Annotated in this window: 28 protein-coding genes; 17 read left to right on the forward strand and 11 right to left on the reverse strand. The window is 70.0% G+C overall.

Going from position 1 to position 25,406, the window contains the following annotated elements; translation table 11 throughout:
• A partial coding sequence (locus C475_RS10315; protein WP_006883765.1) for a hypothetical protein occupies positions 1–1,003 on the reverse strand: 1,003 nt, incomplete at its 3' end.
• A gap of 128 nt (positions 1,004–1,131) precedes the next feature.
• Here C475_RS10315 and C475_RS10320 point away from each other — a divergent pair.
• Positions 1,132–1,815, forward strand: a complete 684-nt coding sequence (locus C475_RS10320; protein WP_006883766.1) for a hypothetical protein — start codon at positions 1,132–1,134, stop codon at positions 1,813–1,815.
• Here C475_RS10320 and C475_RS10325 read toward each other — a convergent pair.
• From C475_RS10325 to C475_RS10360, 8 genes are all read right to left on the reverse strand, one after another.
• Positions 1,812–2,441, reverse strand: a complete 630-nt coding sequence (locus tag C475_RS10325; RefSeq protein ID WP_006883767.1) for a HemK2/MTQ2 family protein methyltransferase — start codon at positions 2,439–2,441, stop codon at positions 1,812–1,814. The two genes, C475_RS10320 and C475_RS10325, sit on opposite strands and share 4 nt — an antisense overlap.
• Positions 2,438–3,358, reverse strand: coding sequence for a 16S ribosomal RNA methyltransferase A (locus tag C475_RS10330; RefSeq protein WP_006883768.1), 921 nt, complete (start codon positions 3,356–3,358; stop codon positions 2,438–2,440). The genes C475_RS10325 and C475_RS10330 overlap by 4 nt, the downstream gene beginning before the upstream one ends.
• A complete protein-coding gene (locus C475_RS10335) occupies positions 3,355–3,939 on the reverse strand; it encodes a DUF655 domain-containing protein (RefSeq protein ID WP_006883769.1) in 585 nt (194 codons plus the stop codon). The genes C475_RS10330 and C475_RS10335 overlap by 4 nt, the downstream gene beginning before the upstream one ends.
• A gap of 66 nt (positions 3,940–4,005) precedes the next feature.
• On the reverse strand, positions 4,006–4,362 hold the full coding sequence (locus C475_RS10340) for an RNA polymerase Rpb4 family protein (RefSeq protein ID WP_006883770.1): 357 nt from the start codon (positions 4,360–4,362) through the stop codon (positions 4,006–4,008).
• The gene (locus C475_RS10345; protein WP_006883771.1) at positions 4,359–4,649 is read right to left on the reverse strand and encodes a 50S ribosomal protein L21e; all 291 of its coding nucleotides are present in this window, start codon (positions 4,647–4,649) and stop codon (positions 4,359–4,361) included. The genes C475_RS10340 and C475_RS10345 overlap by 4 nt, the downstream gene beginning before the upstream one ends.
• A 172-nt stretch (positions 4,650–4,821) precedes the next feature.
• Positions 4,822–5,088 carry an elongation factor 1-beta gene (locus C475_RS10350; protein ID WP_006883772.1) on the reverse strand — a complete coding sequence of 89 codons (267 nt, stop codon included), beginning with the start codon at positions 5,086–5,088 and terminating at the stop codon, positions 4,822–4,824.
• Positions 5,089–5,090: 2 nt separating this feature from the next.
• The gene (locus C475_RS10355) at positions 5,091–5,270 is read right to left on the reverse strand and encodes an HVO_2753 family zinc finger protein (RefSeq protein ID WP_006883773.1); all 180 of its coding nucleotides are present in this window, start codon (positions 5,268–5,270) and stop codon (positions 5,091–5,093) included.
• An 86-nt stretch (positions 5,271–5,356) separates the two neighbouring features.
• Complete coding sequence (locus tag C475_RS10360) at positions 5,357–5,986, reverse strand: FAD-dependent oxidoreductase (protein WP_006883774.1); 630 nt, start codon at positions 5,984–5,986, stop codon at positions 5,357–5,359.
• Between the two features lie 263 nt (positions 5,987–6,249).
• Between C475_RS10360 and C475_RS10365 the strand changes: the two genes are divergently transcribed.
• The 11 genes from C475_RS10365 (at position 6,250) to C475_RS10415 (ending at position 18,225) form a co-directional block, all read left to right on the forward strand.
• Positions 6,250–8,028 (forward strand): 2-oxoacid:acceptor oxidoreductase subunit alpha, encoded by a 1,779-nt coding sequence (locus C475_RS10365; RefSeq protein WP_006883775.1) that lies wholly within the window; start codon positions 6,250–6,252, stop codon positions 8,026–8,028.
• Positions 8,025–8,888, forward strand: a complete 864-nt coding sequence (locus C475_RS10370; RefSeq protein ID WP_006883776.1) for a 2-oxoacid:ferredoxin oxidoreductase subunit beta — start codon at positions 8,025–8,027, stop codon at positions 8,886–8,888. The genes C475_RS10365 and C475_RS10370 overlap by 4 nt, the downstream gene beginning before the upstream one ends.
• Before the next feature lie 319 nt (positions 8,889–9,207).
• On the forward strand, positions 9,208–9,912 hold the full coding sequence (locus C475_RS10375; RefSeq protein ID WP_006883777.1) for a DUF4129 domain-containing protein: 705 nt from the start codon (positions 9,208–9,210) through the stop codon (positions 9,910–9,912).
• 31 nt (positions 9,913–9,943) lie between these two features.
• Positions 9,944–10,624, forward strand: coding sequence for a DUF4129 domain-containing protein (locus C475_RS10380; protein WP_049930428.1), 681 nt, complete (start codon positions 9,944–9,946; stop codon positions 10,622–10,624).
• On the forward strand, positions 10,621–11,235 hold the full coding sequence (locus tag C475_RS10385) for a DUF7269 family protein (RefSeq protein WP_049930430.1): 615 nt from the start codon (positions 10,621–10,623) through the stop codon (positions 11,233–11,235). Before C475_RS10380 ends, C475_RS10385 begins: the two co-directional genes overlap by 4 nt.
• Positions 11,228–12,595 carry a DUF58 domain-containing protein gene (locus C475_RS10390; protein WP_006883780.1) on the forward strand — a complete coding sequence of 456 codons (1,368 nt, stop codon included), beginning with the start codon at positions 11,228–11,230 and terminating at the stop codon, positions 12,593–12,595. Before C475_RS10385 ends, C475_RS10390 begins: the two co-directional genes overlap by 8 nt.
• Positions 12,592–13,092 carry a DUF7519 family protein gene (locus C475_RS10395; RefSeq protein WP_152436384.1) on the forward strand — a complete coding sequence of 167 codons (501 nt, stop codon included), beginning with the start codon at positions 12,592–12,594 and terminating at the stop codon, positions 13,090–13,092. Before C475_RS10390 ends, C475_RS10395 begins: the two co-directional genes overlap by 4 nt.
• 127 nt (positions 13,093–13,219) lie before the next feature.
• The gene (locus tag C475_RS10400) at positions 13,220–14,449 is read left to right on the forward strand and encodes a digeranylgeranylglycerophospholipid reductase (RefSeq protein ID WP_006883782.1); all 1,230 of its coding nucleotides are present in this window, start codon (positions 13,220–13,222) and stop codon (positions 14,447–14,449) included.
• A 153-nt stretch (positions 14,450–14,602) separates the two neighbouring features.
• Positions 14,603–16,414, forward strand: a complete 1,812-nt coding sequence (locus tag C475_RS10405) for a hypothetical protein (RefSeq protein ID WP_049930432.1) — start codon at positions 14,603–14,605, stop codon at positions 16,412–16,414.
• Between the two features lie 113 nt (positions 16,415–16,527).
• A complete protein-coding gene (locus C475_RS10410) occupies positions 16,528–17,319 on the forward strand; it encodes an aldo/keto reductase (protein ID WP_006883784.1) in 792 nt (263 codons plus the stop codon).
• A 159-nt stretch (positions 17,320–17,478) separates the two neighbouring features.
• On the forward strand, positions 17,479–18,225 hold the full coding sequence (locus C475_RS10415) for a hypothetical protein (protein ID WP_006883785.1): 747 nt from the start codon (positions 17,479–17,481) through the stop codon (positions 18,223–18,225).
• Between the two features lie 24 nt (positions 18,226–18,249).
• On the opposite strand, the gene C475_RS10420 is transcribed toward C475_RS10415, so the two are convergent.
• Positions 18,250–18,972 (reverse strand): acyl-CoA synthetase family protein, encoded by a 723-nt coding sequence (locus C475_RS10420; protein WP_006883786.1) that lies wholly within the window; start codon positions 18,970–18,972, stop codon positions 18,250–18,252.
• 230 nt (positions 18,973–19,202) lie between these two features.
• On the opposite strand from C475_RS10420, the gene C475_RS10425 reads away from it, so the two are divergent.
• The 5 genes from C475_RS10425 to C475_RS10445 all read left to right on the forward strand — a co-directional run bounded on the left by C475_RS10425 (position 19,203) and on the right by C475_RS10445 (position 24,996).
• On the forward strand, positions 19,203–20,897 hold the full coding sequence (locus C475_RS10425) for a choice-of-anchor I family protein (protein WP_049930434.1): 1,695 nt from the start codon (positions 19,203–19,205) through the stop codon (positions 20,895–20,897).
• Positions 20,898–21,102: 205 nt separating this feature from the next.
• Positions 21,103–21,723 (forward strand): YIP1 family protein, encoded by a 621-nt coding sequence (locus tag C475_RS10430; RefSeq protein WP_006883788.1) that lies wholly within the window; start codon positions 21,103–21,105, stop codon positions 21,721–21,723.
• 86 nt (positions 21,724–21,809) lie between these two features.
• Entirely contained in the window at positions 21,810–22,073 is a 264-nt protein-coding gene (locus tag C475_RS10435) for a hypothetical protein (protein WP_006883789.1), read from the forward strand.
• Positions 22,074–22,205: 132 nt separating this feature from the next.
• Positions 22,206–24,419, forward strand: coding sequence for a DHH family phosphoesterase (locus tag C475_RS10440; RefSeq protein ID WP_006883790.1), 2,214 nt, complete (start codon positions 22,206–22,208; stop codon positions 24,417–24,419).
• Between the two features lie 40 nt (positions 24,420–24,459).
• On the forward strand, positions 24,460–24,996 hold the full coding sequence (locus tag C475_RS10445; protein ID WP_006883791.1) for a cupin domain-containing protein: 537 nt from the start codon (positions 24,460–24,462) through the stop codon (positions 24,994–24,996).
• Between the two features lies 1 nt (position 24,997).
• Here the strand turns inward: C475_RS10445 and C475_RS10450 are convergent, their stop codons facing one another.
• On the reverse strand, positions 24,998–25,387 hold the full coding sequence (locus C475_RS10450; RefSeq protein ID WP_006883792.1) for a cupin domain-containing protein: 390 nt from the start codon (positions 25,385–25,387) through the stop codon (positions 24,998–25,000).
• Positions 25,388–25,406: the final 19 nt, after the last annotated feature.

A 25,406-nucleotide genomic window follows, 5' to 3' on the forward strand; every position in this document is an offset into this window, starting at 1 on the left:
CCTCCGCGCGCTCGACGGCGCCAAGCGCCGCCAGCTTCTCCTCGAACTTGCCCGAGGGAAGGTAGAACGTCGGCGTGTTGATCGTCGCGTAGGCCGTCTCGAAGTCGACGCCGTGGGCGTTGTCGAGCGTCCACTCGACGCGCTCGGCGATCTCCGAGGCATCCTCGACGAGCGTGTTCTGCCCGTCGACGATCCCCAGCGCGATGTCGTCTTTGGCGCCGTACTCGCTGAGGACGTAGGCGTTGTCCTCGTGGTTGGCGACGAAGTCGAAGCCGACCGCGTCGACGTCGGCGTCCATGAGGTGGGCGTACACCTTCTCGTCGATGCCGCCGTCGCCGCCGTGGGACTCCCAGTAGGTGTGGGCGACCACGTCGGCGTCGGCCGCCTGTGCGACCGTGTCGATGGCCTCGCTGGCGCGCTCGTCGGCGCCGTCGCCGGGCGGCGACTCCAGCAGGGAGGGTTCGAGCAGGAACAGCGTCTCGACCTCGGGGAACCGCTCGGCCTCGCTCGCGAGGAAGTCGGCCAGCGCCGAGAGGAAGGCGCTCTCGTCGCCGTAGTGGTCGTCCGTCGCGAGCTGACTCAGCGTGTACGGCCCGGGCAGGACGGCGCTGAGCGACTCGTCGGTGAGCTCCGCGGTCGCTTCGAGGTCAGTCGCCACGTCACCGGTCGCGCTCAGGTCGCCGGTCACGACCGGCTCGCGGTAGAAGTTGTTGTTGTCGAAGTAGCGGACGATCCCGCGGGTCTCGACGGCGTCGGCGACGGCCAGCGGGTGAGTGAGCATGTCGTCCCACCGCAGCTGGCCCTCGACGACCAGGTCGAGGCCGGCGTCGGTCTGGAGGCCGACGACCTCCTCGCGCGCTCGGTCGTAGGCGTCGCTGATCTCTGCGCTCTCGTCGCCCGAGACCAGCCCGCCCTTCTGTCGTCCCTTCAGGTTCGCGAGTTCGTCTTTCGCCCAGTCCGGTACCGGAAACAGGCCGGGCGTCGTTGAACGTACCTGCGTCATTGGAACGCCCTACGAAATGACGCCCTATAATATTTCTTATCTCGTTTGATGCGCTGTGGTAATTTCCATCGCGGTCCGCGGCGGTTCTGGCCGGAAGCGTTATCGGTCACCTGCCTGGATCGAGAGCCGTGCGACCCCTCCGTCGACCCGGATCGAACGCCGTTCGCCTCTTCGGCGCGTTCGTCGCCGTCGCAGCCCTCGTCCCGCTGTTCGCCTATCAGTACCACATGTACGTCCACTACGAACCGCCCGGTGGCGTCGGTCACTACGGGCTGGTCGCGACCGCGTGGTTTCTAGGGATCGGCTGGGCGAGCGCCGCCGCGTGGGGCGTCGCAACAGCCTGGACCGGCCGGGTCCAGTCGCTGACGCCCGCCCGTGCCGTGATCGCGGTGATCCTGGCACCGCTCCCCGCCGCGGTCGACACGTTCCGGCGGCCGCTGACAGACGTGGCACCGCCGCCACGCATCGCCGAGTGGACGTCACCATCGGGCCCGATCGACGTGGTCGGGCGAACGCTCTCGAGCGTCGGATTCTGGCGGCTCGGCGCCGTCCTGTTTCTCGTCGCCGGCGTCGCCTGGGCTCGCCGCGAGCGCCGATGGCTGCGCGGAACCGCCCTAGCGCTCGTCTGCTACGGTGGCGTCCACGGCGCGGCCACCACGAGTGTGCTGCACGGGATGATATTCCGTCCGCTCGTCGCCGCGCTCCCGGGGTCCGTCCTGTTCATCCTCGGCGCCGTCCTGGCCGCCGACACCGGGCACCCAGACGCGGAATCGGGTGACGACTGGCCGCCCGGCGTGCGAGCGACCGACTAAGCCTCTGCGCGCTCGAACCGCATCACCAGCAGCGTTTCGAAGGGATGGGACTCGCTGGCGACTTCTTCACCAACGAGTCCGTTCGCCGCCGCCCGTTCCCGGACGGCGTCGGGGTCGGTCAGCGAACTCACGAGCAGGTAGGCCGCACCCGTCGGCCGCAACACGCGCGCCACGTCGTCGAGGAACGGGTCGATGGCCGCGCGGCCGTCCTCACCGCCCGATAGCGCGCGCTCCATCCAGTCGTCCCACTCTTTCTCGGGCTCCGTGGGCAGGTACGGGGGATTGAACGTCACCACGTCGAAGCTCTCGGCGTCGAACGCCCCCGTCAGGTCCGCTCGAACGGCCGGAATCCCCGCCTCGGTGGCCTGCCGACAGGCGTGTGGGTTCAGGTCCGTCCCGACCGCCTCGGCGCCCGCCTCACGCATCCGCGCGGCGACGTAGCCCGACCCCGTTCCAACGTCCAGCGTGCGGTCGCCCTCGCCGACGCGCTCGACGACGGCGTCGGCCAGCAGTTTCGAATCCTCCGCCGGCTGGTACACCTGCTCCATGTCGCGCTGTGCGGCCAGTCCCGGTTTGCCGTCGGATCCGTCCCCAGTTTCGTCCCCCGCGGACTGCTCTCCGCTCATTGGGGATCGCCGGGTTCGCCGACCTCGTACGCCAGCGTCGCCAGGTCCGCGAACTCCGCGGGCGTCACGTTGCCGGCGCGGGCGCTCATCAGGTCCTCGTCGGCCGCTTCGACAACGGCGTCGGGGTCACCCAGCCCGGAGATGTGGGCGGTGTTGCGGACGGCGTTGCGCATCGTCTTCCGGCGCTGGGTGAACACGGCCTTCAGGAACGCCATGAAGAAGTCCTCGTCGTCCACTTCGTAGTCCGGATCGCGGGGCGTCGTCCGCACGACCGCGCTCTGGACCGCGGGCGGCGGCGAGAACGCTTCTTTGGGGACCGGCTCGACCACCTCGGCGTCGGCGTAGTGGCCCGCGGTCACCGACAACCGGCCGTAGTCGTCGGTCCCCGGCTCGGCGGCCATCCGCTCGGCGAACTCCCGCTGGAACATGAGCACGAGCGGCCGCTTCTCCGGGAGCAAGCGGAAGGCCAGCTCGCTGGACGGACCGTACGGGAGATTCGAGACGGATGCGGTGAACTCGGGCAACTCGACTTCGAGCGCGTCGCCTTCGACGACGGTGAGTCGCCCGTCGTCGATCTCGGCGGCGAACTCATCGCGGAGGAACGCCGCCAGGTCGGGGTCGCGTTCGATGGCCGTCACCCGTTCGCCGGCGGCGAGCAGGCGGTCGGTCAGCGCGCCGGTCCCCGCGCCGATCTCCAGCACGTGCGAGAGGTCGACGTTCGCCTCCGCGGCGTACTCGGGCAGCCGGTCGAGCACGCGGTCGTCCACCAGGAAGTGCTGGTCGCGGTTCGGGTCGCCCCGGACGCCCGCCCGTCGGAGCAGGGCGTCGGGGTCGCGCGCTCCCGTTTCGGGGGCGTCGCGGCGGGGCGTGGCGCCGTTGCTCTCTCCCTCGCTTTCCCGCGTGCGCTCGCCGTTCATTCCTCGTCCCTGCGGGCGAACGTGCGATACTTCAGGTCGTCCTCGCGGATCTCCTCGAGGATGCGCTCGACGACGACCTCGCGGGGGTTGTGCAGCCCCTCGACGCGCTCGCCCAGGTCGTCGAAGCTCTCGAAGGGGCCGCGCTTGCGCTCGTCGAGGATCGAGTTCCGGAGTTTCTTCCCGATGCCCGGCAGGAGGTTCAGCTGGTGCAGGCGCAGTGTGATGGGCTGGGCGTCGTTGTAGAAGTCGACGAACCGGCGCTCTTCCTCGTCGACGAGGTCCTCGACGGCGTAGTCGAGTTCGGACTGGGCGCCGCCGGTGAGGTCCTCGTACTCGACTTCCCCGGTGCGCTCGATCGCGTCGGCCGCCCGGTCGATGACCAGATCGTCACCGATCGACACGTCGGCCTCGGGCCCGAGAACCACCTCGAACAGACGGAAGTCCTCGCGCCCGAGCGCGTAGACGAGGGGCTGTTTCTGGTACTGCGGGCGGTCGTCCTCTGTCCGACCGTGTGCGAGAAAGTCGAGGACGACGGCCGTCGGTCCCCCCGGATCGTCGTCGTCGCGCTCGGTGTCGCTCATGACAGACGAGTAGGGCGAGACGGAACTTAAACCCCCGCTGTCGGGCGCTTGGGAAACGGAGACCGGTCAGGCGTACCTGGCGACGACTTCGAGGATGGCGTCGAGTTCGTCGCCCGAGAGGGTGAACCGCTCCTGGGCGTAGATCGACCGCAGCTCGTCGCGGTCCCGCGGGCGCAGGTTCGCGATCTTGTAGGCGGTCGGCTCGTCGACCTTGTCGAGCTCCTGCAGCTCGGCGACGAACTCGCGGGACTCCTCGGGGTCGAGGACGGCGAAGCGGTTGACGTGCTCGATGGCTCGCGCCAGCTCGTAGCGCATCTCCCGGTCCTCGTCGGCGGCCCGCTCGCGTTCGAGCTCCTCGAGGACCACCTTGGTCTCGGCGACCGTCAGGTACTCTTCGCCGACCTTCTCTTTGAATATCGTCATGCCTGGCTGCGGAGGTGGGCGGACTTGACGATCAGCGTCTTCTCGACACTGCCGTCGGTGACGGCGACCTTGTAGGCGGCGCCCTGCTCGCCGACGACCTCGCCGGTTCGACCGTCGAACCGCGGGTGGTAGCGCCCGTCCGGGACGCTCGGGTCGATCTTCAGGTGGACCTTCTCGCCGGTCTCGTACTCGGTGACCGCTCGCTGGGGCGGCGACGTGCCGCTTTCTCGAGGCTTGTTGCGGAGCTTCTTGCGCGACTTCTTCTGGGGTCCGTTGGAGTTAGGCATTCGTGCGGTGTCGTTCTCCGGTCACGCTTATAAATCGCACGTTACGCCGTCGTGCCCGCCGTGCGAGCGGGCGGCGCGGGCGGTCGGTGGACCCCGAGCGGGCTGGCACCCCGATCGCGCGGGCCGGTGGCGCGGCTCGGCGGTCGAAGCTGCTGAAAACGCGAGCGAGGCGTTACAGGCGACCGACGTCGCCGACTTCGACGCTCTCGACGCCTTCGACGCCGGAGAAGGCCTCTTCGACGGCCTCGGTGCCGCCCGCCTCGTCCGGGACGACGACGGTCGGGAGCAGGGCGACGAGGCCGAAGGCCACGTCGTCGCGCTCGAAGCCGTTGATCTTCGCGCCCTCGGGCAGCGACGCTTCGAGGCGCTCCTGGAGCGCGTCGAGGTCGACCTCGGGGTTCTGGGGCATGACCTTGATCTGGGCAGCTACTTTCCCCATCGTTACGGCCCCATGAACCCGCAATCCGGGCACTCGTAGAGGTTGCTCTGTTTGCGGCACTTCGCGCAGCGGTAGATCTGCTGGCCGCAGTCGGGACACTTGAACGCGGCGGCGTTCGTGCCGGCGATGTTGATGCCGCACGAAACGCACTTTTGCTGGCGTTTCTGTTGGCTCTCGCTCATACCACTCCGTATCCTCTCACGGTTTTTAACCGTTGTCAAAGTCGCCGGCCGGCGCTCGACGGCCGCGGTGGGTGCGCTGTGGTCCCTTATCCGAAGTTCTCGACCTTCGCGGCCTCGGCGTCCCCGCCGGCCGCGGAGATGGCGGCGGTGGCGTCGTCGAGGAAGTCGGCGAACCCGTAGACGAACACCTGCGTGTCCTCGGTCAGTTCCTCGTCGACCGACGACGCCAGCGGTGACGACGGCGCGAGGACGGCCACGGAGACGCCCCGCTCGTTCAGCTCGGTCAGGCGCTCGTCGTGGATCGGCGCGGCGTCGCGGTAGACGATGGCGGCCGCCCCGCCCTCGTCGAGCGCCCGTTCGGCGATCCCGATCGCCGGCCCGACGCCAGGGCCGCCCGCGAGGATCAGTACCCGGTCTTCGCCCTCGTAGTAGGCGTCGCCGTACGGGCCCGAGACCGTGACGGTGTCCCCGGCGGTCAGGGCCGCCAGCTCCGGTCCGACCTCGCCCTCGGGGTCGATGCCGACTGTGATCTCGAACGTCCCCGCTACGTCCGGCGAGGAGATCGTGTAAAAGCGCGCCTCCTCGACGCCGTCGAGGGCGACCTTCACGAACTGCCCGGGCTGGGCTTCGAACCCGTCGGGCGTCTCGAAATCGATGGCGATGGCGTCCTCGCCGACCGACTCGACCGCGACGACGGCGACTTCGGTGTCGTCCATGCTCCCGTGTCGCGGCCGGCGGCGCAAGGTCCTTTCGTTCCCGGGCGGTTTCGTTCCCGAGCGCCGCGGCGCGAGCCGGGTTCGATGCGGTTGTTCGGCTCGCCGTTCCGACACCGCTCCGTTCACCATCGCAGGACGCGATCTCCGGACGTTCGAAACCGGCGATTTTCGCCCGTGCGTCCACTTTTCCGTCCGTCTCAGGGGGACCAGTTCCGGCCCATTACAGAAGTCTTTTTGCGGGGCGGGAGATACCACAATGCAGTATGCCCGAGGACCTGAACTGGGCCATCGGCGGTGAAGCCGGTGACGGGATCGACTCTACCGGGAAGATCTTCGCTCAGGCACTCTCGCGTGCCGGCCGTCACGTCTTCACCTCGAAGGACTTCGCATCACGGATCCGGGGCGGATACACCGCCTACAAGGTCCGGACATCCGTCGACCGCGTCGAGAGCGTCGTCGACAGACTCGACATCCTGATCGCGCTCACCGAGCGCACCATCGACGAGAACATGGACGAACTGCACGAGGGCAGCGTCATCATCTACGACGGTGAGCGCTCCACGATGCAGGACGTCGAAGTTCCCGACGGGATGATCGGTCTGTCCGTGCCGCTCCAGCGGCTCGCCGAGGACGCCGGCGGCGCCATCATGGCGAACGTCGTCGCGCTCGGCGCGGCCTGCGAAGTGGCGCAGTTCCCCATCGAGAACCTGGACGAATCACTGGACAAACGCTTCGGCGACAAGGGCGAGGCCATCGTCGAGAACAACAAGGAGGCCGCCCGCCTGGGCCAGCAGCACGTCCAGGAGGAGTACGACCACGACTTCGACTACGACATCGAGACCACCGACGAGGATTACGTGCTCCTCAACGGCGACCAGGCCATCGGCATGGGCGCCATCGCCGCCGGTTGTCGCTTCTACTCGGGCTACCCCATCACGCCCGCGACGGACGTGATGGAGTACATGACGGGCCGCGTCGAGCAGTACGGCGGCAAGGTCGTCCAGGCCGAGGACGAGCTTTCCGCGATCAACATGGCGCTGGGCGCCGCACGCGCCGGCGCACGTGCCATGACGGCCACCTCGGGCCCCGGTATCGACCTGATGACCGAGACGTTCGGTCTCGTCGCGACCACCGAGACGCCGCTGGTCATCTGTGACGTGATGCGTTCGGGTCCCTCGACCGGGATGCCGACCAAGCAGGAACAGGGCGACCTCAACATGACGCTGTACGGCGGCCACGGCGAGATCCCGCGGTTCGTCGTCGCGCCCACGTCGGTCTCGGAGTGCTTCTGGAAGACCGTCGAGGCGTTCAACTACGCCGAGAAGTACCAGACGCCCGTCTACCTGGTCTCGGACCTCGCGCTCGCCGTCACCGAGCAGACGTTCCCGCCGGAGGCGTTCGACATGGACGAGGTCGAGATCGACCGCGGCAAGGTCGTCGACGAGGACGAGGTCGACTCCTGGCTCGACGAGCGCGGCCGCTTCCAGGCGCACTTCCCCGCCGCCGACGGCATCAGCCCCCGCGCGTTCCCGGGCACGACCGACGGCGCTCACATGACCACCGGCCTCGAACACGACGAACTCGGGCGCCGGACCGAGGAGGAAGAGGTCCGTCTCGAGCAGGTCGAGAAGCGCCAGCAGAAAGTCGAGACCGCCCAGGAAGAGGAGGACTGGGACTACCGCGAGTTCGGCGACAGCGAGGCCGAGACACTCGTCATCTCCTGGGGATCCAACGAGGGCGCCATGCGCGAGGCGCTGGGTTTCCTGGAGGATCGCGGCCACGACGTGCGCTTCATTTCGGTACCCTACATCTTCCCGCGGCCCGACCTGAGCGAGGAGATCGAGGCGGCCGAGGACGTGATCGTCGTCGAGTGTAACGCCACCGGGCAGTTCGCCGACGTGATCGAGCACGACGTCCTCGAACGCGTTCAGCGCGTCAACAAGTACAACGGCGTCCGCTTCAAGGCGGACGAACTCGCGACGGAGATCGAGAACACACTCACGGGTGCCGACGCCGGCGCCACGGAGGTGGAGGCAGAATGAGCTCAGACGTTCGATTCACGGACTTCAAATCCGACAAGCAACCGACCTGGTGTCCCGGCTGCGGCGACTTCGGGACGATGAACGGCATGATGAAAGCGCTCGCCGAGACGGGCAACGACCCCGACAACACGTTCGTGGTCGCCGGCATCGGGTGTTCCGGCAAGATCGGCACCTACATGCACAGCTACGCGCTGCACGGCGTCCACGGCCGCGCCCTGCCCGTCGGCATCGGCGTCAAGCTCGCCAACCCGAACCTCGAAGTGATGGTCGCGGGCGGCGACGGTGACGGCTACTCCATCGGCGCGGGCCACTTCGTCCACGCCGTCCGCCGCAACGTCGACATGTCCTACGTCGTCATGGACAACCGCATCTACGGCCTCACCAAGGGCCAGGCGTCGCCGACCAGCCGTCAGGACTTCGAGACCTCGACGACCCCCGACGGCCCGCAGATGCCCCCGGTCAACCCGCTCGCGCTCGCGCTCGCCTCCGGGGCGACGTTCATCGCCCAATCGTTCTCCTCGGACGCCCAGCGCCACGCCGAGATCATCCAGAAGGCCGTCGAGCACGACGGCTTCGGGTTCGTCAACACCTACTCGCCGTGCGTGACGTTCAACGACGTCGACACCTACGACTACTTCCGCGACTCCATCGTCGACCTCTCCGAGGAAGACCACGACCCCCACGACCGCGAGGCCGCCAAGGAGAAGATCCTCGAGGGCGACAAGGAGTACATGGGCGTCATCTACCAGGACGACGACTCCGTCCCGTGGGAGAAACGCGAGGGCATCGACCAGGACATGTCCGACATCCCCGACGGCGCCCCCGAAGACGCGATGGACCTCGTTCGCGAGTTCTACTAACCCATCTAGTTTCCATCTTTTTGGCGACCGGGTTTCCTCAGTCGCTTCGCTCCCTGCGGGAACCCGGTCGCCAAAAACACGGGTGAAAACGGCCGGACAACTCGGTCGCTTTGCCTCCTCGCGTCCGGTGAACCGGCGCGGAGCGCCGGATGCTGACCGCGACCGCACCGTCAGCACCCGCACCGCCACCGCGACCGCACCGTCAGCACCCGCACCGCCACCGCGACCGCACCGCAGCCACCACCGCGACCGCACCGCCACCGCGAGTGCGTCCTTTCAGCCGGAAATCATTTGGCCGGTCGCCGTCTCAGTCGTCGACGTGCAGCGCCTCGCCACCGCGGCCGTCGCCCTTCTCGCACTCGTCGCGCTCGCGGGAGCAGCCGGCACGTTCGGCGCGGTGGAGGGTCCCGTCGTCTCAGATAATGGGACGCCGACGGGCCCGGCGACGCCCACCGAGTTGCCGCCCCCGACTGGCGCGCCGGGCGGCGCAGCCGATTCCGAGGTCCGGCGGGCCGCGACGCCCACGACGGCCGCAGCGGGCGACTCCGGCGGCGTCTCCCCGTTCGTCGTCCCCGCGGTCGGCGGCTCGCTGTTCGCGGCGGGCCTGCTCGTCGTCTTCCTGACCGGCCACGACGAGCGGGCGCCAGCCGTTCCCGACGATGGCGCCGCGGGCGAGGACCCGACACCGACCGTCTCGCCGGCGTACGACTCGCCCGAGGAGAACGCGGTCACGCGGGCGTGGCGGCGGCTCCGGGACCGGTCGGACGCCGACGAGACGGCGACGCCCGGCGACGTGGCGGCGCGGGCGCTCGACCGTCGAATCCCCCGCGAACCGGTCGCGACGATCACCGAGCGGTTCCGCGCGGTCCGGTACGGCAGGGAGTCGTCCGGGGACGACCGCGAGGAACCCGCCGTCGAGGCCGCCGATGCGATCGATTCGGGCGACGAGGTGGCTGGTCGGGCCGCCGAGTCCGACACGGCCGACGACGGGCCGCCCGATCACGACCCGGTCGACAGTCGGTAAAAACTTGTAGATGGGGCGAACACTCTCGCCCGTGAGACGATTCGCGACCGCCCTGATCGCCCTCTTCGCGCTGGTCGCGCTCGTGACGGCCGCCGGGTCGTTCGGCGGGACCGAACAGCCGACGCTGTACTCCGGAACGACGCCGACCGAGCCGATGCCGGTCGGGCCGCCCCCCGTCGCCGGCGGCGGCGAAAACAGCACGACCGCGACCGACTCGCGCGACGTGATCGACGACGAGACGCCGGTTCCACCCGACGAAAGCGGCGACGGTGACGGCGTCTCGACCCTGCTCGTCGCCGGCCTCTTCGGTGGCCTGCTCGTCGCCGCCGTCGTTGCCGTCCTGTTGACCGGTGACGACGCCAGAGCACCGCCGCGAGACGAGAGCGGGGGCGGAAACGGGCCGGACGGACCGCCCACACCGACCGTCGAACCCACCTACGACTCGCCCGCCGACAACGCGGTCGTCCGCGCGTGGCGTCGACTCCGTGAGCGCGCGGACGCCGACGAGACGGCGACGCCCGGTGAGACGGCGACGGCCGCCGTCGAGCGGGGCTACCCCGACGACGCCGTCGAGAGCGTCACTCGCGGATTCGAGGCGGTCCGCTACGCCCGGCGGTCCCCGACTGACGAACAGGAGCGCACCGCCGGGCGGCTGGCCGACCGGCTGGAAGCCCGCGACGACCGCGACGGCAACGGCGGTGGGAACGCGTGAGTCGCCGCCGTCGGGCCCTGCTGGTGGTGGGACTCGCGGCCGTCGCCGCCGGCGTCGTGTTGACGTTCCGGCCGGGGCTGGTCGCGTTCGACTGGGCGACGCTGGCGACGCTCGGGGTCTGGGTCGTCGCGCTGGCCGGCGTCGCGGTCGCCGCCTTCGAACGGTTCGAGAGCGACGACGCGCCGTCCGGCGGCCTCCCGCAGGTGGGCGAACGACCGGACTACGGCGTGCCCGGCGACGACCTCGCCGCGGCGGTCGCCGAGGTGGGCGCCGGCGAGCGCGACGTGGCTGACCGGGACCGCGTCCGCGAGCGCCTGCAGGTCGCTGCCGTCGACGCCCTGGAACGGTTCGCGGGCGACGCTCCCGAGGCGGCCGAGCGCCGGGTCGCCGACGGCTCGTGGACCGACGACCCCGACGCGGCCGCGCTGTTCGCCGACGGCGACGACGCCCACCACGAGGGCGTCGAACCCGACTTCGACCGACGGGCCGAGCGCGCCGCGGCGGCCGTCGCGCGGCTCCGAGACGGAAGCGACGGGGGCGAAGCGAGCGGTCCAGACGGCGGCGGTCGAGCCGGCGACTCGCGCCGTTCGGGGGGTGTCGCCGATGACTGAGACGACGGCCGCCGGGGCGGGCCTCGTCCGCGGGGAGGAGCGACTCGAACGGACCGGCCGCTGGGCGGGGATCCACGGGCTCGCCCTGGCCGCGACGGCGGTCGCCATCCTCGTCGGGAAGCCGGTCGCCATCCTCGCCGGCCTGAGCGGCGTCGGCTTCGCCGCCTACAGCCGGATCACGGACGCCCCCGAACCCGAACTCGCGGTCGAGCGCCACGTCAGCGACACCGAGCCCGCGCCGGGGGAGACGGTCCGCGTCACGCTCACGGTCGCGAACGAGAGCGGGGCGACGCTGCCGGACCTGCGGTTCGCCGACGACGTGCCGGCGGGCCTGGAAGTCGTCGACGGGACCGCGCGGCACACGACCGCGCTGCGACCGGGCAAGCGAGCCTCGATCGCCTACGAGTTCGAGGCCGTCCGCGGCCGTCACGAGTTCGACAGTCTCACCGTCGTGACCCGGGACGTGAGCGGCGCGAGCCGTCGCGTCGCCCGGACGGCGACCGACCGCTCGACGGTGGTCTGTCGACCGGCCTTCGAGGACCGAACGGTCCCGCTGGGCGAGTTGGCGACGCAACTGACTGGCAGCCAGCCCGTCTCGGCGACCGGTGAGGGGCAGGCGTTCCACTCGCTGCGGGAGTACCGGACGGGCGACCCGCTGGGCAGCGTCGACTGGAACCGCTTCGCCAAGGACGGCGAACTCGCCACACGGCGGTTCGACCAGCCCCGGACGGTGAAGGTCGTCCTGCTGGTCGACGCGCGGGCCGCCGCGTACGTGACCGCCGGCGACGGACGCCCGGGCGTCGACGCCTGCGTTCACGCCGCGGGCGCGCTCGTCGGCGGCCTCGCCGAGGCGGACTGTCACGTCGGACTCGCGGCGCTGTCGCCCCGCGAGTGCTGGCTCCCGCCCGCTTCCGGTCGGTCCCACCGCGAGCGACTGCTCGACGCGCTCACCACGCACGAGGCGTTCGGCTGGCGTCCGCCGGCGGAGAGCGAGGGCAAGACGGGCGACGCCGACGGCTTCGACCGGCTGCTGACCCAGCTGTCGGGGGATACGCAGGTCGTGGTCTGCTCGCCGTTCGTCGACGACCGCCCCGTCGAGGTCGCCCGCGCGCTCGACGCCCGCGGCCACGACGTGACCGTCGCCAGCCCGGATACGACCGCCGAGGACTCCGCGTACCGGCGCCTCGCGGCCACCGAACGGCGGGTCCGCCTCGACGAGTGTCGCCGCGCCGGTCTCGCGGTCGTGGAGTGGACGGAGGGTGGCGGCCGCGGCTCGTCCCGACCCCGCACCGCGGCGGACGCGGCCGCCGGAACCGAATCCCGTCTGGCGACCGACGGGGGTGACGAGCGGTGGCGGTGAGTCGCGGGAGCGGGACCGATCGGCGGCGCCCGCGGGCGAGCCACGCGCTGGCCGTCCTCGCGTCGGTCGCGGTGGTGGCGGCCGTCCGCGGGTCGACGATGGCGACGCTGGTCGGTCTCGTCGGTGCCGGCGCCGTCCTCGCCGGGCTGGTCCGGCGCTCGGAGCCGTCGGTCGTCGCCGGCGGCGCGGCGCTGTTCGCCGCGACCGTGCTGGCGGCGACCGGCCCCGCGTCCGCGGAGCGCGTCCTCCTCGGTGGGTTCGGCGCGGTGATCGCGGCGGATCTCGGGACATTCGGCCTCGGGATCGACCGGGACGCCGACCCGGCGGTGGCGACGACGCGGGTCGAGCTGTTGCACGCCGTCGGGAGCGGCGTCGTGGCGGTCCTGACCGCGGGCGTGGGCTACGCCCTGTTCGAGACGGTTCCCAGCGGCGGCTCGCTCGGCGTCGTCGCGCTGTTGCTCGGCGGCGTCGTGTTGGCGTGGCTGTTGCGGGAGTAGGTCCACACGTCGTCCGGGCGACGGGGTCGTCGGTGGAGCGCGCGGACCGCGTGCGCCGGGCGGAAACGGTTCACACGGGTTCGTCCCGTTCAGGAACGTTAATTACGCAGACGCCGGACCAATGTCTATGAGCGACCGCTTTGACGTGGTGATCGCGGGGGCCGGTCCCGCCGGAGCGCAGTGCGCGCGCGACCTGGCGGCGAGGGATTACGAGGTGCTCGTACTCGAGACCGAACCCGAGGCGGAGTTCCCGCGTCAGAGCAACAAATCGACCGCCGGAACGTTCCCCTCGATGATGGCGTCGTTCAACGTCCCGGACGAGGTCGTCATGAACTTCACCGAGACGGTCGTGCTGGAGTCGCCCAACGACCACTTCGTCCGCGACCAGCCCGGTGCGGTCCTGGAGTTCGCCGACTTCAAGCGGTGGCTCGTCGCCGAGGGCCGCGAGAACGGTGCGGAGTACCGCTTCGACTCGCGGGTCTCGAAGCCGATCGTCGAGGACGGCGAGACGGTCGGCGTCCGCTACGACGGACAGAAAGAGGTTTACGCCGACGTCGTGGTCGACGCGACGGGGCCGGCGGCGCCGCTGGCGAAGGACCTGGGCGTCACCGACCTGAAGCGCGAGCGCCAGGCCATCGGCGTCGAGTACGAGTTCGAGGGCGTCGAGGCCGACCACCCCGACTTCGCCGACTGCACCGACGCGATGATGCTCCGGCTCGACCACGACCTGGCCCCCGGCGGCTACTCCTGGCTGTTCCACACCGGCGAGGACACGGCGAAGGTCGGGCTCTGTTACATCCAGAACGACAGCCACCGCGAGTACGCCAAAGAGGGCATGGGGATCGACGACTACCTGGAGTACTGGCTGGAGAGCGACCCGCGCTTCGAGAACGCGACCAGGCTGGACGGCAAGCAACACCGCGGGTCGGCCCACATCCAGCAGCCCGGGAAGATGACCACCGACGGCTTCATCGCCATCGGCGACACCGTCCCCACGATCGACCCGCTGTGGGGCGAGGGCATCCACAAGGGGATGCTCTCGGCGCGGGCGGCGGCGGCGACGGCCGACCGGGCGCTGACCGGCACGGTCGACACCTCGGCCGAGCAGATGGAGATCTACAACACGCTCTGGCACAGCGACGTGGCGCCGAAGATGAACACGCGCCTGCTAATGACCGAGCTGCTGTATCTCACGCCGAACGACCGCTACGACCGGTTGATGGCCGACCTGCAGCGGGCCGACGGCGACACGCTCGCGAAGATCAACAGCGGCGACCGACTGGCGATGCGGGACCTGATCCACCTCGGCGACCTGCCGCTGATGGTGCGGTTCGCTCGCGAGCGACTGGGAAGCTGATCGCGACCGGCAGGCCGATTTTCGGCCGAGCGGTCGCGGGCGAACGGATCCGGCCCGCGACACGGCAGGCGTTTCCATCGGAGGGCCGACAGGATTTTACCACTCCGGGTCGCGTCCACGGGCATGGAACGGGAACCGAGTAGGCGACGATTTATGAGGGGTTGCTGTCTCGTCGGTGCGGGGGCGCTCGCGGCGAGCGGTTCGGTCGGCGGAGCGACGGCGAGCCGCCGACAGGAAGTGCCGCCGACGCGCTGGGACCGGACCTACGACAGGGAGGCGACTGCGGAGGCGAACGGGATGGCGCCCGCGTCCGACGGCGGGTTCGCCGTCGTGGGGACGGCCGAGTCCGCGGACGGCGGCGCCGCGAGCGAGATCTGGCTCTACAAGACGAGCGCCGCCGGCGAACTGGAGTGGCAGACGACCTTCGCCGAGCGCGGCGTCACGGAGGGGTTCGACGTGGCGGCGGTCGGGGACGGGTTCGTCGTCGCCGGCCACACCCACGAGGAGGGGTCGAGCGAGCAGGACGCGATCGCCGTGCGCGTCGACGGCGAGGGGACCGAACAGTGGCGGCGGACGTTCAACGCTCGGCCGGGGACGACCGATACGATGCGGGCAGTCACCGCGGACGAACAGGGACGGTTCGTCTTCGCGGGATGGACGAGTCGGTTCCGGGACGCCTGGGTGGTTCGGCTGACCGACGACCGGTCGATCGACTGGGCGGAGACCTACGGTCCGGGCGCCCGCAACCAGCTCCACGGGGTCGTCACCGACTCCGAGGGGGGCTACGCCGCGGTCGGCGAGACCGACGATACGGAGGACGACACCGCAGGGTGGGTCATCAAACTCGACGAGAACGGCACGCAGCAGTTCTCCCAGCAGTTCAAGAAGCGGTCGGACAGGGCGACCAACCCGTACGACGACTACAACGTCTTCCGCGACGTGGCGGAGACGCGCAACGGGTTCGTCGCCGTCGGCGCCAACGCTTTCGACCCGCAGACGAACGACCGTCGGGGCTGGGCGCTGGAGATCAATATCAACGGCGGCAAGCTCTGGGACAAGCGCGTCGTGTCCGACACCTACACCGTGTTGCGCAGCGTCACCGGTGGGAATCTGGAGTACTACGTCGCGGGCGAGACCGCCACGAACGGGAACGGCGACGACGCAAGGGGGTTCGCCGCCAACCTCGGTATCGAGGGCGAGACCAGATGGCAGCACAGCTACGGCTCGGGCTCCAGCGAGTTCTCCGCGTTCCACCTGACCGACGGGGAAGGGATGGTCTGTGTCGGAAGCACGGCCGAGTCCGCCGGCGGGAACACGAGCGGCTGGGGCCTGAAAGTCGGCGGCGAGGCGGTGGCCACTGCCACTCCGTCACCGACGCCCAGCCCTACTCCGTCTCCGACGCCCGCGCTCGACGACGGCTCGACACCGACGTTCACCCCGACGCCGACCGACGAACCGGGCGCCACCGACGAGATGGCCGGCGGCGACGGAACGACCACGTCCGCACCGACGCCGACGCGCTCCGTCGATCCGGGGACGGCGACTCCCGACGGCGGCGACGACGGCAGCGGGGCGACGACGACCGGCGGGAGCGGCGGCGGCGGGCTCTCGCCCGCGGTTATCGGTGTCGGTGCGGTCATCGTCGCCCTCGGGAGCGCCGGCGTGTTCTACAACCGGTTCCTCGGCGGCGACGGGGACGCGACCGGGTCCGACGGCGACGCCGACGGATCCCCGCCCGACGATACCGGCGGTGGCGGCGGCGATGGTGATGGCGGCGACGACCCGAGCGGGGTCGAGACCAGCGAACCCGACACCGACGGCACCGAGGAGGTCCAGGCCGCCCAGACCGTCGTCGAGAATCCGGACGACGACGCCGACGACGACATGCCCGGTGGGTTCGAAGCCGCCGACACGGTCGTCGAGTCCGGATCAGACGACGCGACGGACGACGAGCCCGAGAAGTAAGGGACGCTCCAGCGGCTGCTTCCGAAGTCGCAACCCATATCGGTCGCTCGTCCTCAGAGTCGCGTATGTCTCAGGACACCCACTCGCCGGAGCGTCCGGGTCGCGTCGACGGAATGCCGACGTTCGGGATCGGAACGTGGCAAAACGACGAGTCAGGGCAGTGCGCCGAGAGCGTCCGGACGGCGCTGGAAATGGGGTATCGTCACGTCGACACCGCCCAGATCTACGGCAACGAGTCGGCGGTCGGCGACGGGATCGCCGCGGCCGACGTGCCTCGCGAAGAGGTCTTTCTGGCCACGAAGGTGTGGATCGACCACCTCGACCGCGACGGCGTGATCGAGACCACGGAGGAGAGCCTCGACAAGCTCGGCGTCGACAGCGTCGACCTGCTGTACGTCCACTGGCCGTCGCGGACCTACGACGCCGCGGAGACGCTGCCGGCGTTCGAGGAACTGGTCGAGCGGGGCCTGGTCGACCGCATCGGCGTCTCTAACTTCGAACCGCACCACCTCGAGACGGCTCGCGAGGTGCTCGACGAGCCGATCTTCGCCAACCAGGTCGAGTGTCACCCGCTGCTCCAGCAGGACGAACTCCGCGAGTACGTCGCGGGGACCGACATCGAACTCGTCGCGTACTCGCCGCTGGCCCGCGGTGCGGTCTTCGACGTGCCCGAACTCTCCGAGATCGCCGAGAAACACGGCGTCAGCGAGGCACAGGTGTCGCTGGCGTGGCTCCGCGAGACGGGCGTGACGGCGATCCCGAAGGCCACCAGCGAGGCGCACATCCGCGACAACTGGGAGAGTCTGGACCTCGAACTGGACGAGTCGGACCTGGCGACTATCGAGGGGATCGACCGGACCGACCGACGGGTCGACACCAGTTTCGCCCCCGACGCCTGGGACTGACGGCGAGGAGCGACGGGCGCCCGCCGGCTCGGCTCGGGGTTCGACCCCCGTTTTTCGGAACCGTCGATACTGTCGTCGAGAAGACCTGTCGGGCGCGAATATCGATCGGCGGCGGCGGGCAACAGAAGAGGTATACAGGGCGCTGCCAAATTCCGGAACATGTCAGTCGGGAACCGGCAGGGGGTCGTCGAAGCGATCCGCTTCGACCTGAACAAGTTCCACGAGACCTGGATGGGGCTGCTCTACCCGCGCCAGCGCGGTGCGGGCGACACCGTCCTCGGGAAGTGGCAACCACAGACCACGCGCGAGCGGGTCACCTACACCGCGTGGGCGGCGCTGGGGGCGCTCGTGGTCGCGGTGCTGTATCCGCTCGCGCTGTTCGGCGTCGTCGTCCGTTTCCACGCGAGAAAGATCGACGTCTCGGTCGAAAAACTCGGCGCGGTCGGCGTGATACTGCTCGCGGTCCTCGTCTGGGGCGGCCTCTCGGCGCTGGTCGAGTTCCGGCTGGACTACTCGTCCCAGGCGACCAACGCCATCATCGCCGCCAGCGTCGTCGCCATCGTCTCGGCGGGGCTGGCCGTGGCCTTCCGCGCGATCGGCGGGCGGATCACGACGGTCGTCTTCGCGTACCCCTTCGGGATGACGGCTATCTTCCTCCCGCCGGTCGTCGCCGCGCTCGTCTCCGACGACGTGGCCCAGTTCAGCATCGTCTACGCCGACCAGATCGCCGAACTCGTCCGCGAGGAGGTCCTCGGTCCGGTCGGCCTCCGGAGCTACGTCGTCGACAGGTTCGACATGACGGAGTTCGCTTACGTCCTCATCTGGGTCGGCATCTCCGTCCCGCTGGGGTGGTTGCTCGGCACCACCGTCGCGCTCGCCGACTTCATCCGCCCGACCGGGGAGTAGCGGTCGCGCTTCTCCGACTCACTTTCACAGTACGTCGGCGGGGTCGATAGCCGTCGGCTCCGGGACGGTCGCCGTCTCGTCGTCGGTCGCGACGGCGACGGTACCCGTCGAGTCGCGGTCGACGAGGACCGTCCCGCCCGCGAGCACCGGCGCGAGCACGCCCGCGACGACGGTTCCCGGTTCGGAGAGCGGCGCCCGAACCGCCACCTCGTCGTCGCCGTCGAGACCGTACCCGTCGACGACCCGCTCGGCCGCCGCCAGCAGTCGCTCGTGGGTGAACTCCCCGTCGGCGGTCGCGAGGGCGGTGTCGGTCGGAGCGACCCGGTCGGGCGGACTGGTCGGGTTCTCGCTCCACATCTCCGCCTCGAAGTGGGCGAACTCGGGGTCGTCCGGTACGTCGCCGTAGACGAACGTCTTCGTCCCCGGTTCGGGGTCGTACGCGCCGGCGCGAGCCGCGGGGATGACCAGCGCCTTCGCCGACGGCGACTCACCGGGGTCGAATCGGGTCGTCGCGCCGAGGAGACTCGCACCGAACAGGGCGAGCAACGGCGAGGGCGTCAGCGAGTCGCCCGCGTCGACGGCGACGGTCGCGCCGCCGCGGACGCCGTAGTGGCGCAGGATGTTGCCCGTCTTCCAGGTGTTCGTACAGAACTTCTCGTAGCTGTACGACCCGGCCCGGCTGTCAGTCCGCACCGCGATGTCGTCGGTGCGCCGCTCGCGAGCCACGAGGTCCCCGATCACGTCCATAGCGGCGCTTCGGACGGTGTCGGCAAAAGGAGTCCGACACGGTACCGTGGGAGCGATCGTGTTCGTGTCGAGCGCCGGTGGTCCGCGGTTGTTGTGCGATAGGCTGGAGTCGGAGCGACCGCTCGGTCGAGGTGAGTCGTCACTGATGCCTACCGACCGATACTGGCGTCGCTATACGGCTATATGGAGTTCATATAAACCAATTTTCAACTAACCTGTAGCGTTCCTGTGTGGGACTCAACGATACTAACAGGCGGACGTTTCTGGGAATGGTTCTGGCGGCCGGTGTCGGGCCGGCTATCGTAGCGCGACAGTCCGATTCCGGCGCGCAGGCGTCGGAGATGGACGTCGAGGGCGCTCGGATCGAGCGGGTGGGACGGTACGCCACGGGCGAGGCGCTGGGCGGTGCGGAGATCGTTTCGTTCGACGCGGCGGAAAACCGGCTGTTCGTCGTCAACTCGAACGCCGGGCAGGTCGAAGTGCTCGACCTCGCCGACCCGACGACCCCCGATCAGGACGCGGTGCTCGAGGCGAGCGCGATCGCACAGCGGGAGACGACGACGCTGGACGCCGCGGGCGGCACCAACAGCGTCGCCGTCCACGACGGTATCGTCGCGGCGGCGGTCGAGGCCGACCCCGCGACCGACGACGGCGCCGTGGCGTTCTACGACGCGTCGTCGCTGGAATTCATCAACGCCGTCCCGGTCGGCCCGCTTCCGGACAAGGTGACCATCAGTCCCGACGGGAACTACACCGTCGTCGCGAACGAGGGCGAACCCGGGTCCGCGACCGACCCGGCCGGGTCGGTCAGCGTGATCGACATCTCCTCCAGCGTCGAAGCCGCCGAGACGTCGACGGCGACGTTCCGCAACTTCGACGGCGAGGAAGACCGACTCCGCGAAGAGGGCGTCCACATCGTCTCGGCGGACGACGGCTCCGCGCGGGCCTCGGAGTCGTTCGAGCCGGAGTTCGTCGCCGTCTCGCCGGACTCGTCGACGGCGTTCGTCTCCCTGCAGGAGAACAACGCCCTCGCGCGGATCGACCTCGGTGACGCGACCGTCGAGCGGGTCGACGGCCTCGGGTTCAAAGACTTCTCGCTGCCGGGCAACGAACTCGACGCGAGCGACGCCGACGGAACCAGTTTCCAGTCCTGGCCGGTCGAAGGCATGTACCAGCCCGACGCCATCGACACCTACGAGGTCGCCGGCGAGACGTTCGTCGTCACCGCCAACGAGGGCGACGCCAAGGACTTCGAGGTCAGTATACTCGGCGACCTCGACCTCGACCCCGACGGGTTCGAACTCACGGAGTTCCCGCAGGTCGACAGCGTCGAGGACCTCAAACAGCCCGTCCACCTCGGCAACATGGAGGTCAACGAGGCGGCGATGGCCGAGTTCGCCGACGAGGACGGCGACGGCAGTTACAGCTCGATCTACGCTATCGGCGGTCGGTCGTTCTCGGTCTGGAAGCCGACCGCGACCGGCGTCGACCTCGTCTTCGACAGCGGCGACGACTTCGAGCGCACTTTCGCCCAGCAGCGGCCCGAAGGCCACGTGAACCTCGTCGAGAGCGGTCCCGAGACCGAGAGCATCGAACTCGGCGCCGTCGGCGACCGGACCTTCGCGTTCGTCGGCCAGGAGAAGGGCAGCGGTATCGCGGTCTACGACGTGACGAATCCGACCGCGCCCGAGTTCCGCCAGATGGCGATCAACCGCAACTACGACGTGTCCGAGGACGACCTAGAGGCCGCCGCCGAAGCGGACCCCGACGGGGACCGCCCCGCACGGGCCGGCGACTTCGCCCCCGAAGGCGTCCACTTCGTCTCGGCCGAGGAGAGCCCTATCGAGAACCCCCTGCTCTGTGTCGGCTACGAGGTGAGCGGCACCGTCGGCGTGTTCGAGGTCGAGCCCGTCACCGGCGAGTGATCGGCTCGCCGACCGCTTCGACGCCGGGTTCGACACCGACGGCCGTGACATCGCGGCGGCTGGTTTCGCACCGGCGGACGACGGCGGCGACGCAGCGACGCGGCGACGCGGACCCCGCGTCGAGTGCGACGGTACGCAGCGGGCGGGAAGCGGCCTGCGAGACAGATGAGTAAGCGTGATTGCGACCCGCTCCGTACACCCCGCCGTGACACAGTGGGTCGAGAACCCGACGGGCGGGCGCGACCGCGGGGTCGCGGCGCTCGCACGCGCGTGGGCGGAAGTACTGGTCAGGCCCCGCCGGCTCTTTCGGTCGGGCGTGGCGCCGGGCGACCAGGCGCCGGCGCTGGTGTTCGCCGGCGCGGTCGTCCTCGTCGAGGAACTGACGCGCGTCGCGTCCGGGGCGGCCGCCTACCCGGTATTGAGCGGGCAGCCGGCCCTCTCGACGCTCCTCTTTCTGGCGCTGGCGGTCGTGCTCGTCGCGCCGGCGTCGCTACACCTCACCGCCGCGCTGCAGACGGTGATCCTCATCGCGGGGGCGCCCGAGCGCGCGGGCGTCAGCGAGACGGTACAGGTCATCGCCTACGCCGCGGCGCCGTGCGTGTTCGCCGGACTCCCGTTCCCGGGCGTCCGCGTGGCCGCGACCGCCTACGCGAGCGTCCTGCTGGCCGTCGGGGTCAGCGACGTGCACGACGTACCGCTGCCGAAGGCCGCCGTCCTGACGGCTGTCCCAGCGGCGCTCGCCTTCGGCTACGGCTTCCGCGGGTTCGCCGCGCTGTCGGAGTTGACCGGACTCACCTGGGCCGACGTGGCGGCGAGTCTCGCCTGAGTCGAGCGCGGGGAGCAGCCGCGCGAGGCGGCCGCACCGGTCATCGGACCACGGTCGTTTAAGCGCGCGCCGGTCGGATCGCCGGTATGTTCACGCTCGACCTGGACGAGTTCACGTTCGAACTGAAGGAGGGAGCGATCAAGCACGTCGGTCCGTCGAACACGTCGGCGACGGCGAAACTGTACGACGTGGAGGGCGCGGAAGTGCGGGAGTTCGGTGACAAGCGCGTCAAACTGGCGTTCGAGGACGACGAGGGCAACGAAGTGGAAGTCGCGCTGTTCCCCGAGGCGGCCGCGGAGGTCGCGCGCGGGATCGAAGCGCTCGAAGAGGACGGCCGCGTGTTCGAGTGAGTAGAACGGTCGGAATCGGCCTACAACGGTTTCTAAGGGCGTTTCAGCCGTGACGTCGGACGAACCGAGGGGCGGGCGGGTGACGGACGCGTTTCGACAACCGTTTTAGGCCCGGGGCATTTCTAACTGCCAATGGGTTCGTGTATCATCTGCGGGAAGTCTGTCGACGGTCGCATTTGCGACCTCCACGAGGAAGACGTCGTCTTCGAGTTCCGCGGGAACCAGCCCGACCAGCTGACGGTCGACCGCTACTACCGTGGAACCGTTGACGGGTACGCCGAGTTCGGCGTGTTCGTCGACGTCGGCGACAGCGTCACCGGACTGCTCCATCGGAGCGAGCTCGACCAGCGGCTCGAGAGCCTCGACTGGGAGTCCGGCGACACCGTCTTCGTGCAGGTACAGCAGGTGCGAGACAACGGGAACGTGGACCTGGGCTGGTCGATCCGCCAGGCCGAAAACGAGTTCCGCGGGACCCTCGTCGACGACCCCGATCAGGGCGCACCGTATCTCAAAGAGGACGAGTCGGGAAATGAGGACGCGGCAGCCGACGACGAATCGGCTGCCGACGCGTCCGACGACAGCGAGGAAACCGACGACACCGACGAGGCCGACACGGCAGCTACCGAAGACGCCGACGCGGCAGCTACCGAAGACGCCGACGTGACGACCGACGACGAGAGCGACGAGCAGGCCGAGCCGACCTCGACCGCCGACGCCGCCGCAGCCGAGACACCCGCCGCTACGACCGAGGCGGACGCGGGATCGGGCGACGGCGGGACGGCCGCCGCCAGTGGTGGCGCCGCCGCTGCGGTCGCCGAAACGGAGAACGAAGAAGCGACGGAGCCGAACCACGTCGCCATCGAGACGCTCGACGACCGGGTCGGCGAGACCGTTCGACTCGAAGGCGTCGTCGAGAGCGCTCGCCAGACGAGCGGGCCGACGGTCTTCGAGATCCGCGACGAGACCGACAGCGTCGAATGCGCCGCGTTCAAGGAAGCGGCCGTTCGCGCCTACCCGGAGATCGACACCGACGACGTGGTTCGCCTGGACGGCGAGGTCCGCGAACGCCGCGGCGAGCTGCAGGTCGAGACCGAGGCGCTGGTCAAACTCGAGGACGACGACCGTACGACCGTCGAGGACCGGCTGGCCGACGCGCTCACCGCGCAGGCCGAGCCCGACGCGGTCGACCCCATCGTCGCCGACGAGACGGTCGAGGCGCTCACCGACGACGTGCGCGACGTGGCGACCGCGGTCCGCCGCGCGGTGCTCGAAGAGCGACCGGTCGTGGTCCGCCACGCGGCGACGGCCGACGGCTACGTCGCCGGCGTCGCGCTGGAGCGGGCGACGCTCCCGCTCGTCCGCGACCAGCACGACCAGCACGACGCGGTCTATCACTACTTCGACCGCCGTCCGCTGGAGGAGGGCGTCTACGACATGGACGACGCGACGAAGGACGCGACGCGGATGCTCGAAGCCCGCGAGCGCCACGACGAGAAGCTGCCGCTGTTCGTCTTCGTCGCCGCGGGCGCGACCCGCGAGTCGCTCGACGGCTTCGAACTGCTGGACCTCTACGGCGCCGGCCGCGCGCTCGTCGACGACGTGGCGGTCGACCCCGAAGTCGACGAAGCGGTCGACGCCGCCGTCGCCCCCGACGGCACCGACGCCCAGGAGACGACGGCCGCGACCCTGGCCGCCAACGTCGCCGCCCACGTCAACGACGAGGTGCGCGAGGACCTCCGGCACCTCCCCGCCGTGAGCTACTGGGAGGACACGCCCGAGGCGTACGCCGACGCCGCCAGCGAGGCGGGCTACGACGCCGACGCGGCCCGCGAGGTCCGCGAGGCCGTCGCGCTGGAGGCGTACTACCAGTCCTACGAGGACAAGCGCGAGCTGATCACCGACCTGCTGTTCGGCGAGGGCGACGGCCCCGGCGGCCTCGCGGGTCACGTCAGCGAGCAGTTCCGCGAGAAACTCGACACGGAGATCGAGACCGCGGAGGCCAACCTCGACACCCAGACGCTCGACGACACGACGGTCGCCGTGCTGGACACCGACGCCTTCACCCACCGCTACGAGTTCCCGCCGACGGCGCTGTTGCTCGACGAGCTGCACCGCCGCCACCGCGACGACGTGAGCGCGGTCATCGGCGTCTCCGACGACGAACTCCACATCCGCAGCGACCACGCTATCGACGTGCGCGACGTGGCCGACCGCGCCCGCGAGTGGGTGCCCAATGCCGGGCTGACCGCCGCGTCCGCCCGCCACGGCAAGCTGGAGTACATCGCCGGCGAGCGCTCGGCCGTCCTCGACACGGTCATCGACGTCGTCGCCGACGAAGTCGCCTGACCGGCCGACCTTTTTGCCGTTCCTCGCCGTTCGCTCGTCCATGAGCGACGGCGACGCGACCGACGGCGGATCCGACAGCCCGGTCGTCTCCGAATCGGATCTGGACTGGGACGAGTACGACCACGGCGAGCGGCGGTTCCGTCGCAAGCGACTCGGCGCGGCCGGCGGCGAGGAGCTGGGCACCAGCCTCTACGAACTCGAACCGGGCAAGCGGACGTGGCCCCGGCACTACCACGCCGGCAACGAGGAGGCCATCTACGTCCTCGGTGGCGAGCTGACGCTCTATCTGGAGCGCGTCGCAGACGGGGAGGACGGTGAGGTGAGCGAACACGTCCTCGAACCGGGGGACTACGCGGCGCTGCCGAACGGGCCGGACCACGCCCACGAGGTCGAGGCGGGCGGCGACGAGACCGCCCGCTTTCTCGTGATCTCGACGATGAACGAGCCGGATCTGTCCGTCCTCGTCGAGCGCGACGTGGCGATGCTCTTCGCGGGCGGTGCGCCCGGTAACTACGACGATCGGTACCTCTCGAAGACCGTCGATCTGGACGCCGAAGCGGAGTACTGGGCGGAGTAGATTACTCGGCGTCGGCACTGCCCGGGTCGAAGACACCGCGGCGCAGCCCCTCGCGGACGGGGTCGTGTTCAGCCTCGGTCGGCGGCGGTGCGGTGACGAGCAGCGCCTCCAGGCGACCGCCGTCGTCGGCCTTCACGCCGCGGTCGACTCCCGCAGGGACCGCGACCACGTCGCCGGGAGCGACGGCGTGGTCGGTGTCGCCCTCGCGGACGACGCCGGTCCCCGAGCGGACGTGGACGACCACGTCGCTGTCGGGCGCGTGGACCGGAATGAACTGTCCGGGTTCGAAGTACCCGCAGACGGCTTTCAACTGGTCGCTCCGGAACGCCTCGCGGGCGATGAAGCTGTCCTCGTCGTACGCCCGTTCGGCGTCGAAGTCCGTCGCTGGCATCTCGTTCGGAACAACGGCA

The sequence above is a fragment of the Halosimplex carlsbadense 2-9-1 genome, assembly GCF_000337455.1.
GTDB classification, from domain to species: domain Archaea; phylum Halobacteriota; class Halobacteria; order Halobacteriales; family Haloarculaceae; genus Halosimplex; species Halosimplex carlsbadense.

What these genes read in the sequence shown, in the direction of transcription:
- C475_RS10325 (WP_006883767.1), bottom strand. Translation starts at nt 2,441, where the DNA reads ATGAGCGGAGAGCAGTCCGCGGGGGACGAAACTGGGGACGGATCCGAC.
- C475_RS10330 (WP_006883768.1), bottom strand. Translation starts at nt 3,358, where the DNA reads ATGAACGGCGAGCGCACGCGGGAAAGCGAGGGAGAGAGCAACGGCGCC.
- C475_RS10335 (WP_006883769.1), bottom strand. Translation starts at nt 3,939, where the DNA reads ATGAGCGACACCGAGCGCGACGACGACGATCCGGGGGGACCGACGGCC.
- C475_RS10340 (WP_006883770.1), bottom strand. Translation starts at nt 4,362, where the DNA reads ATGACGATATTCAAAGAGAAGGTCGGCGAAGAGTACCTGACGGTCGCC.
- C475_RS10345 (WP_006883771.1), bottom strand. Translation starts at nt 4,649, where the DNA reads ATGCCTAACTCCAACGGACCCCAGAAGAAGTCGCGCAAGAAGCTCCGC.
- C475_RS10350 (WP_006883772.1), bottom strand. Translation starts at nt 5,088, where the DNA reads ATGGGGAAAGTAGCTGCCCAGATCAAGGTCATGCCCCAGAACCCCGAG.
- C475_RS10355 (WP_006883773.1), bottom strand. Translation starts at nt 5,270, where the DNA reads ATGAGCGAGAGCCAACAGAAACGCCAGCAAAAGTGCGTTTCGTGCGGC.
- C475_RS10360 (WP_006883774.1), bottom strand. Translation starts at nt 5,986, where the DNA reads ATGGACGACACCGAAGTCGCCGTCGTCGCGGTCGAGTCGGTCGGCGAG.
- C475_RS10365 (WP_006883775.1), top strand. Translation starts at nt 6,250, where the DNA reads ATGCCCGAGGACCTGAACTGGGCCATCGGCGGTGAAGCCGGTGACGGG.
- C475_RS10370 (WP_006883776.1), top strand. Translation starts at nt 8,025, where the DNA reads ATGAGCTCAGACGTTCGATTCACGGACTTCAAATCCGACAAGCAACCG.
- C475_RS10390 (WP_006883780.1), top strand. Translation starts at nt 11,228, where the DNA reads ATGACTGAGACGACGGCCGCCGGGGCGGGCCTCGTCCGCGGGGAGGAG.
- C475_RS10400 (WP_006883782.1), top strand. Translation starts at nt 13,220, where the DNA reads ATGAGCGACCGCTTTGACGTGGTGATCGCGGGGGCCGGTCCCGCCGGA.
- C475_RS10405 (WP_049930432.1), top strand. Translation starts at nt 14,603, where the DNA reads ATGAGGGGTTGCTGTCTCGTCGGTGCGGGGGCGCTCGCGGCGAGCGGT.
- C475_RS10410 (WP_006883784.1), top strand. Translation starts at nt 16,528, where the DNA reads ATGCCGACGTTCGGGATCGGAACGTGGCAAAACGACGAGTCAGGGCAG.
- C475_RS10415 (WP_006883785.1), top strand. Translation starts at nt 17,479, where the DNA reads ATGTCAGTCGGGAACCGGCAGGGGGTCGTCGAAGCGATCCGCTTCGAC.
- C475_RS10420 (WP_006883786.1), bottom strand. Translation starts at nt 18,972, where the DNA reads ATGGACGTGATCGGGGACCTCGTGGCTCGCGAGCGGCGCACCGACGAC.
- C475_RS10435 (WP_006883789.1), top strand. Translation starts at nt 21,810, where the DNA reads ATGTTCACGCTCGACCTGGACGAGTTCACGTTCGAACTGAAGGAGGGA.
- C475_RS10440 (WP_006883790.1), top strand. Translation starts at nt 22,206, where the DNA reads ATGGGTTCGTGTATCATCTGCGGGAAGTCTGTCGACGGTCGCATTTGC.
- C475_RS10445 (WP_006883791.1), top strand. Translation starts at nt 24,460, where the DNA reads ATGAGCGACGGCGACGCGACCGACGGCGGATCCGACAGCCCGGTCGTC.
- C475_RS10450 (WP_006883792.1), bottom strand. Translation starts at nt 25,387, where the DNA reads ATGCCAGCGACGGACTTCGACGCCGAACGGGCGTACGACGAGGACAGC.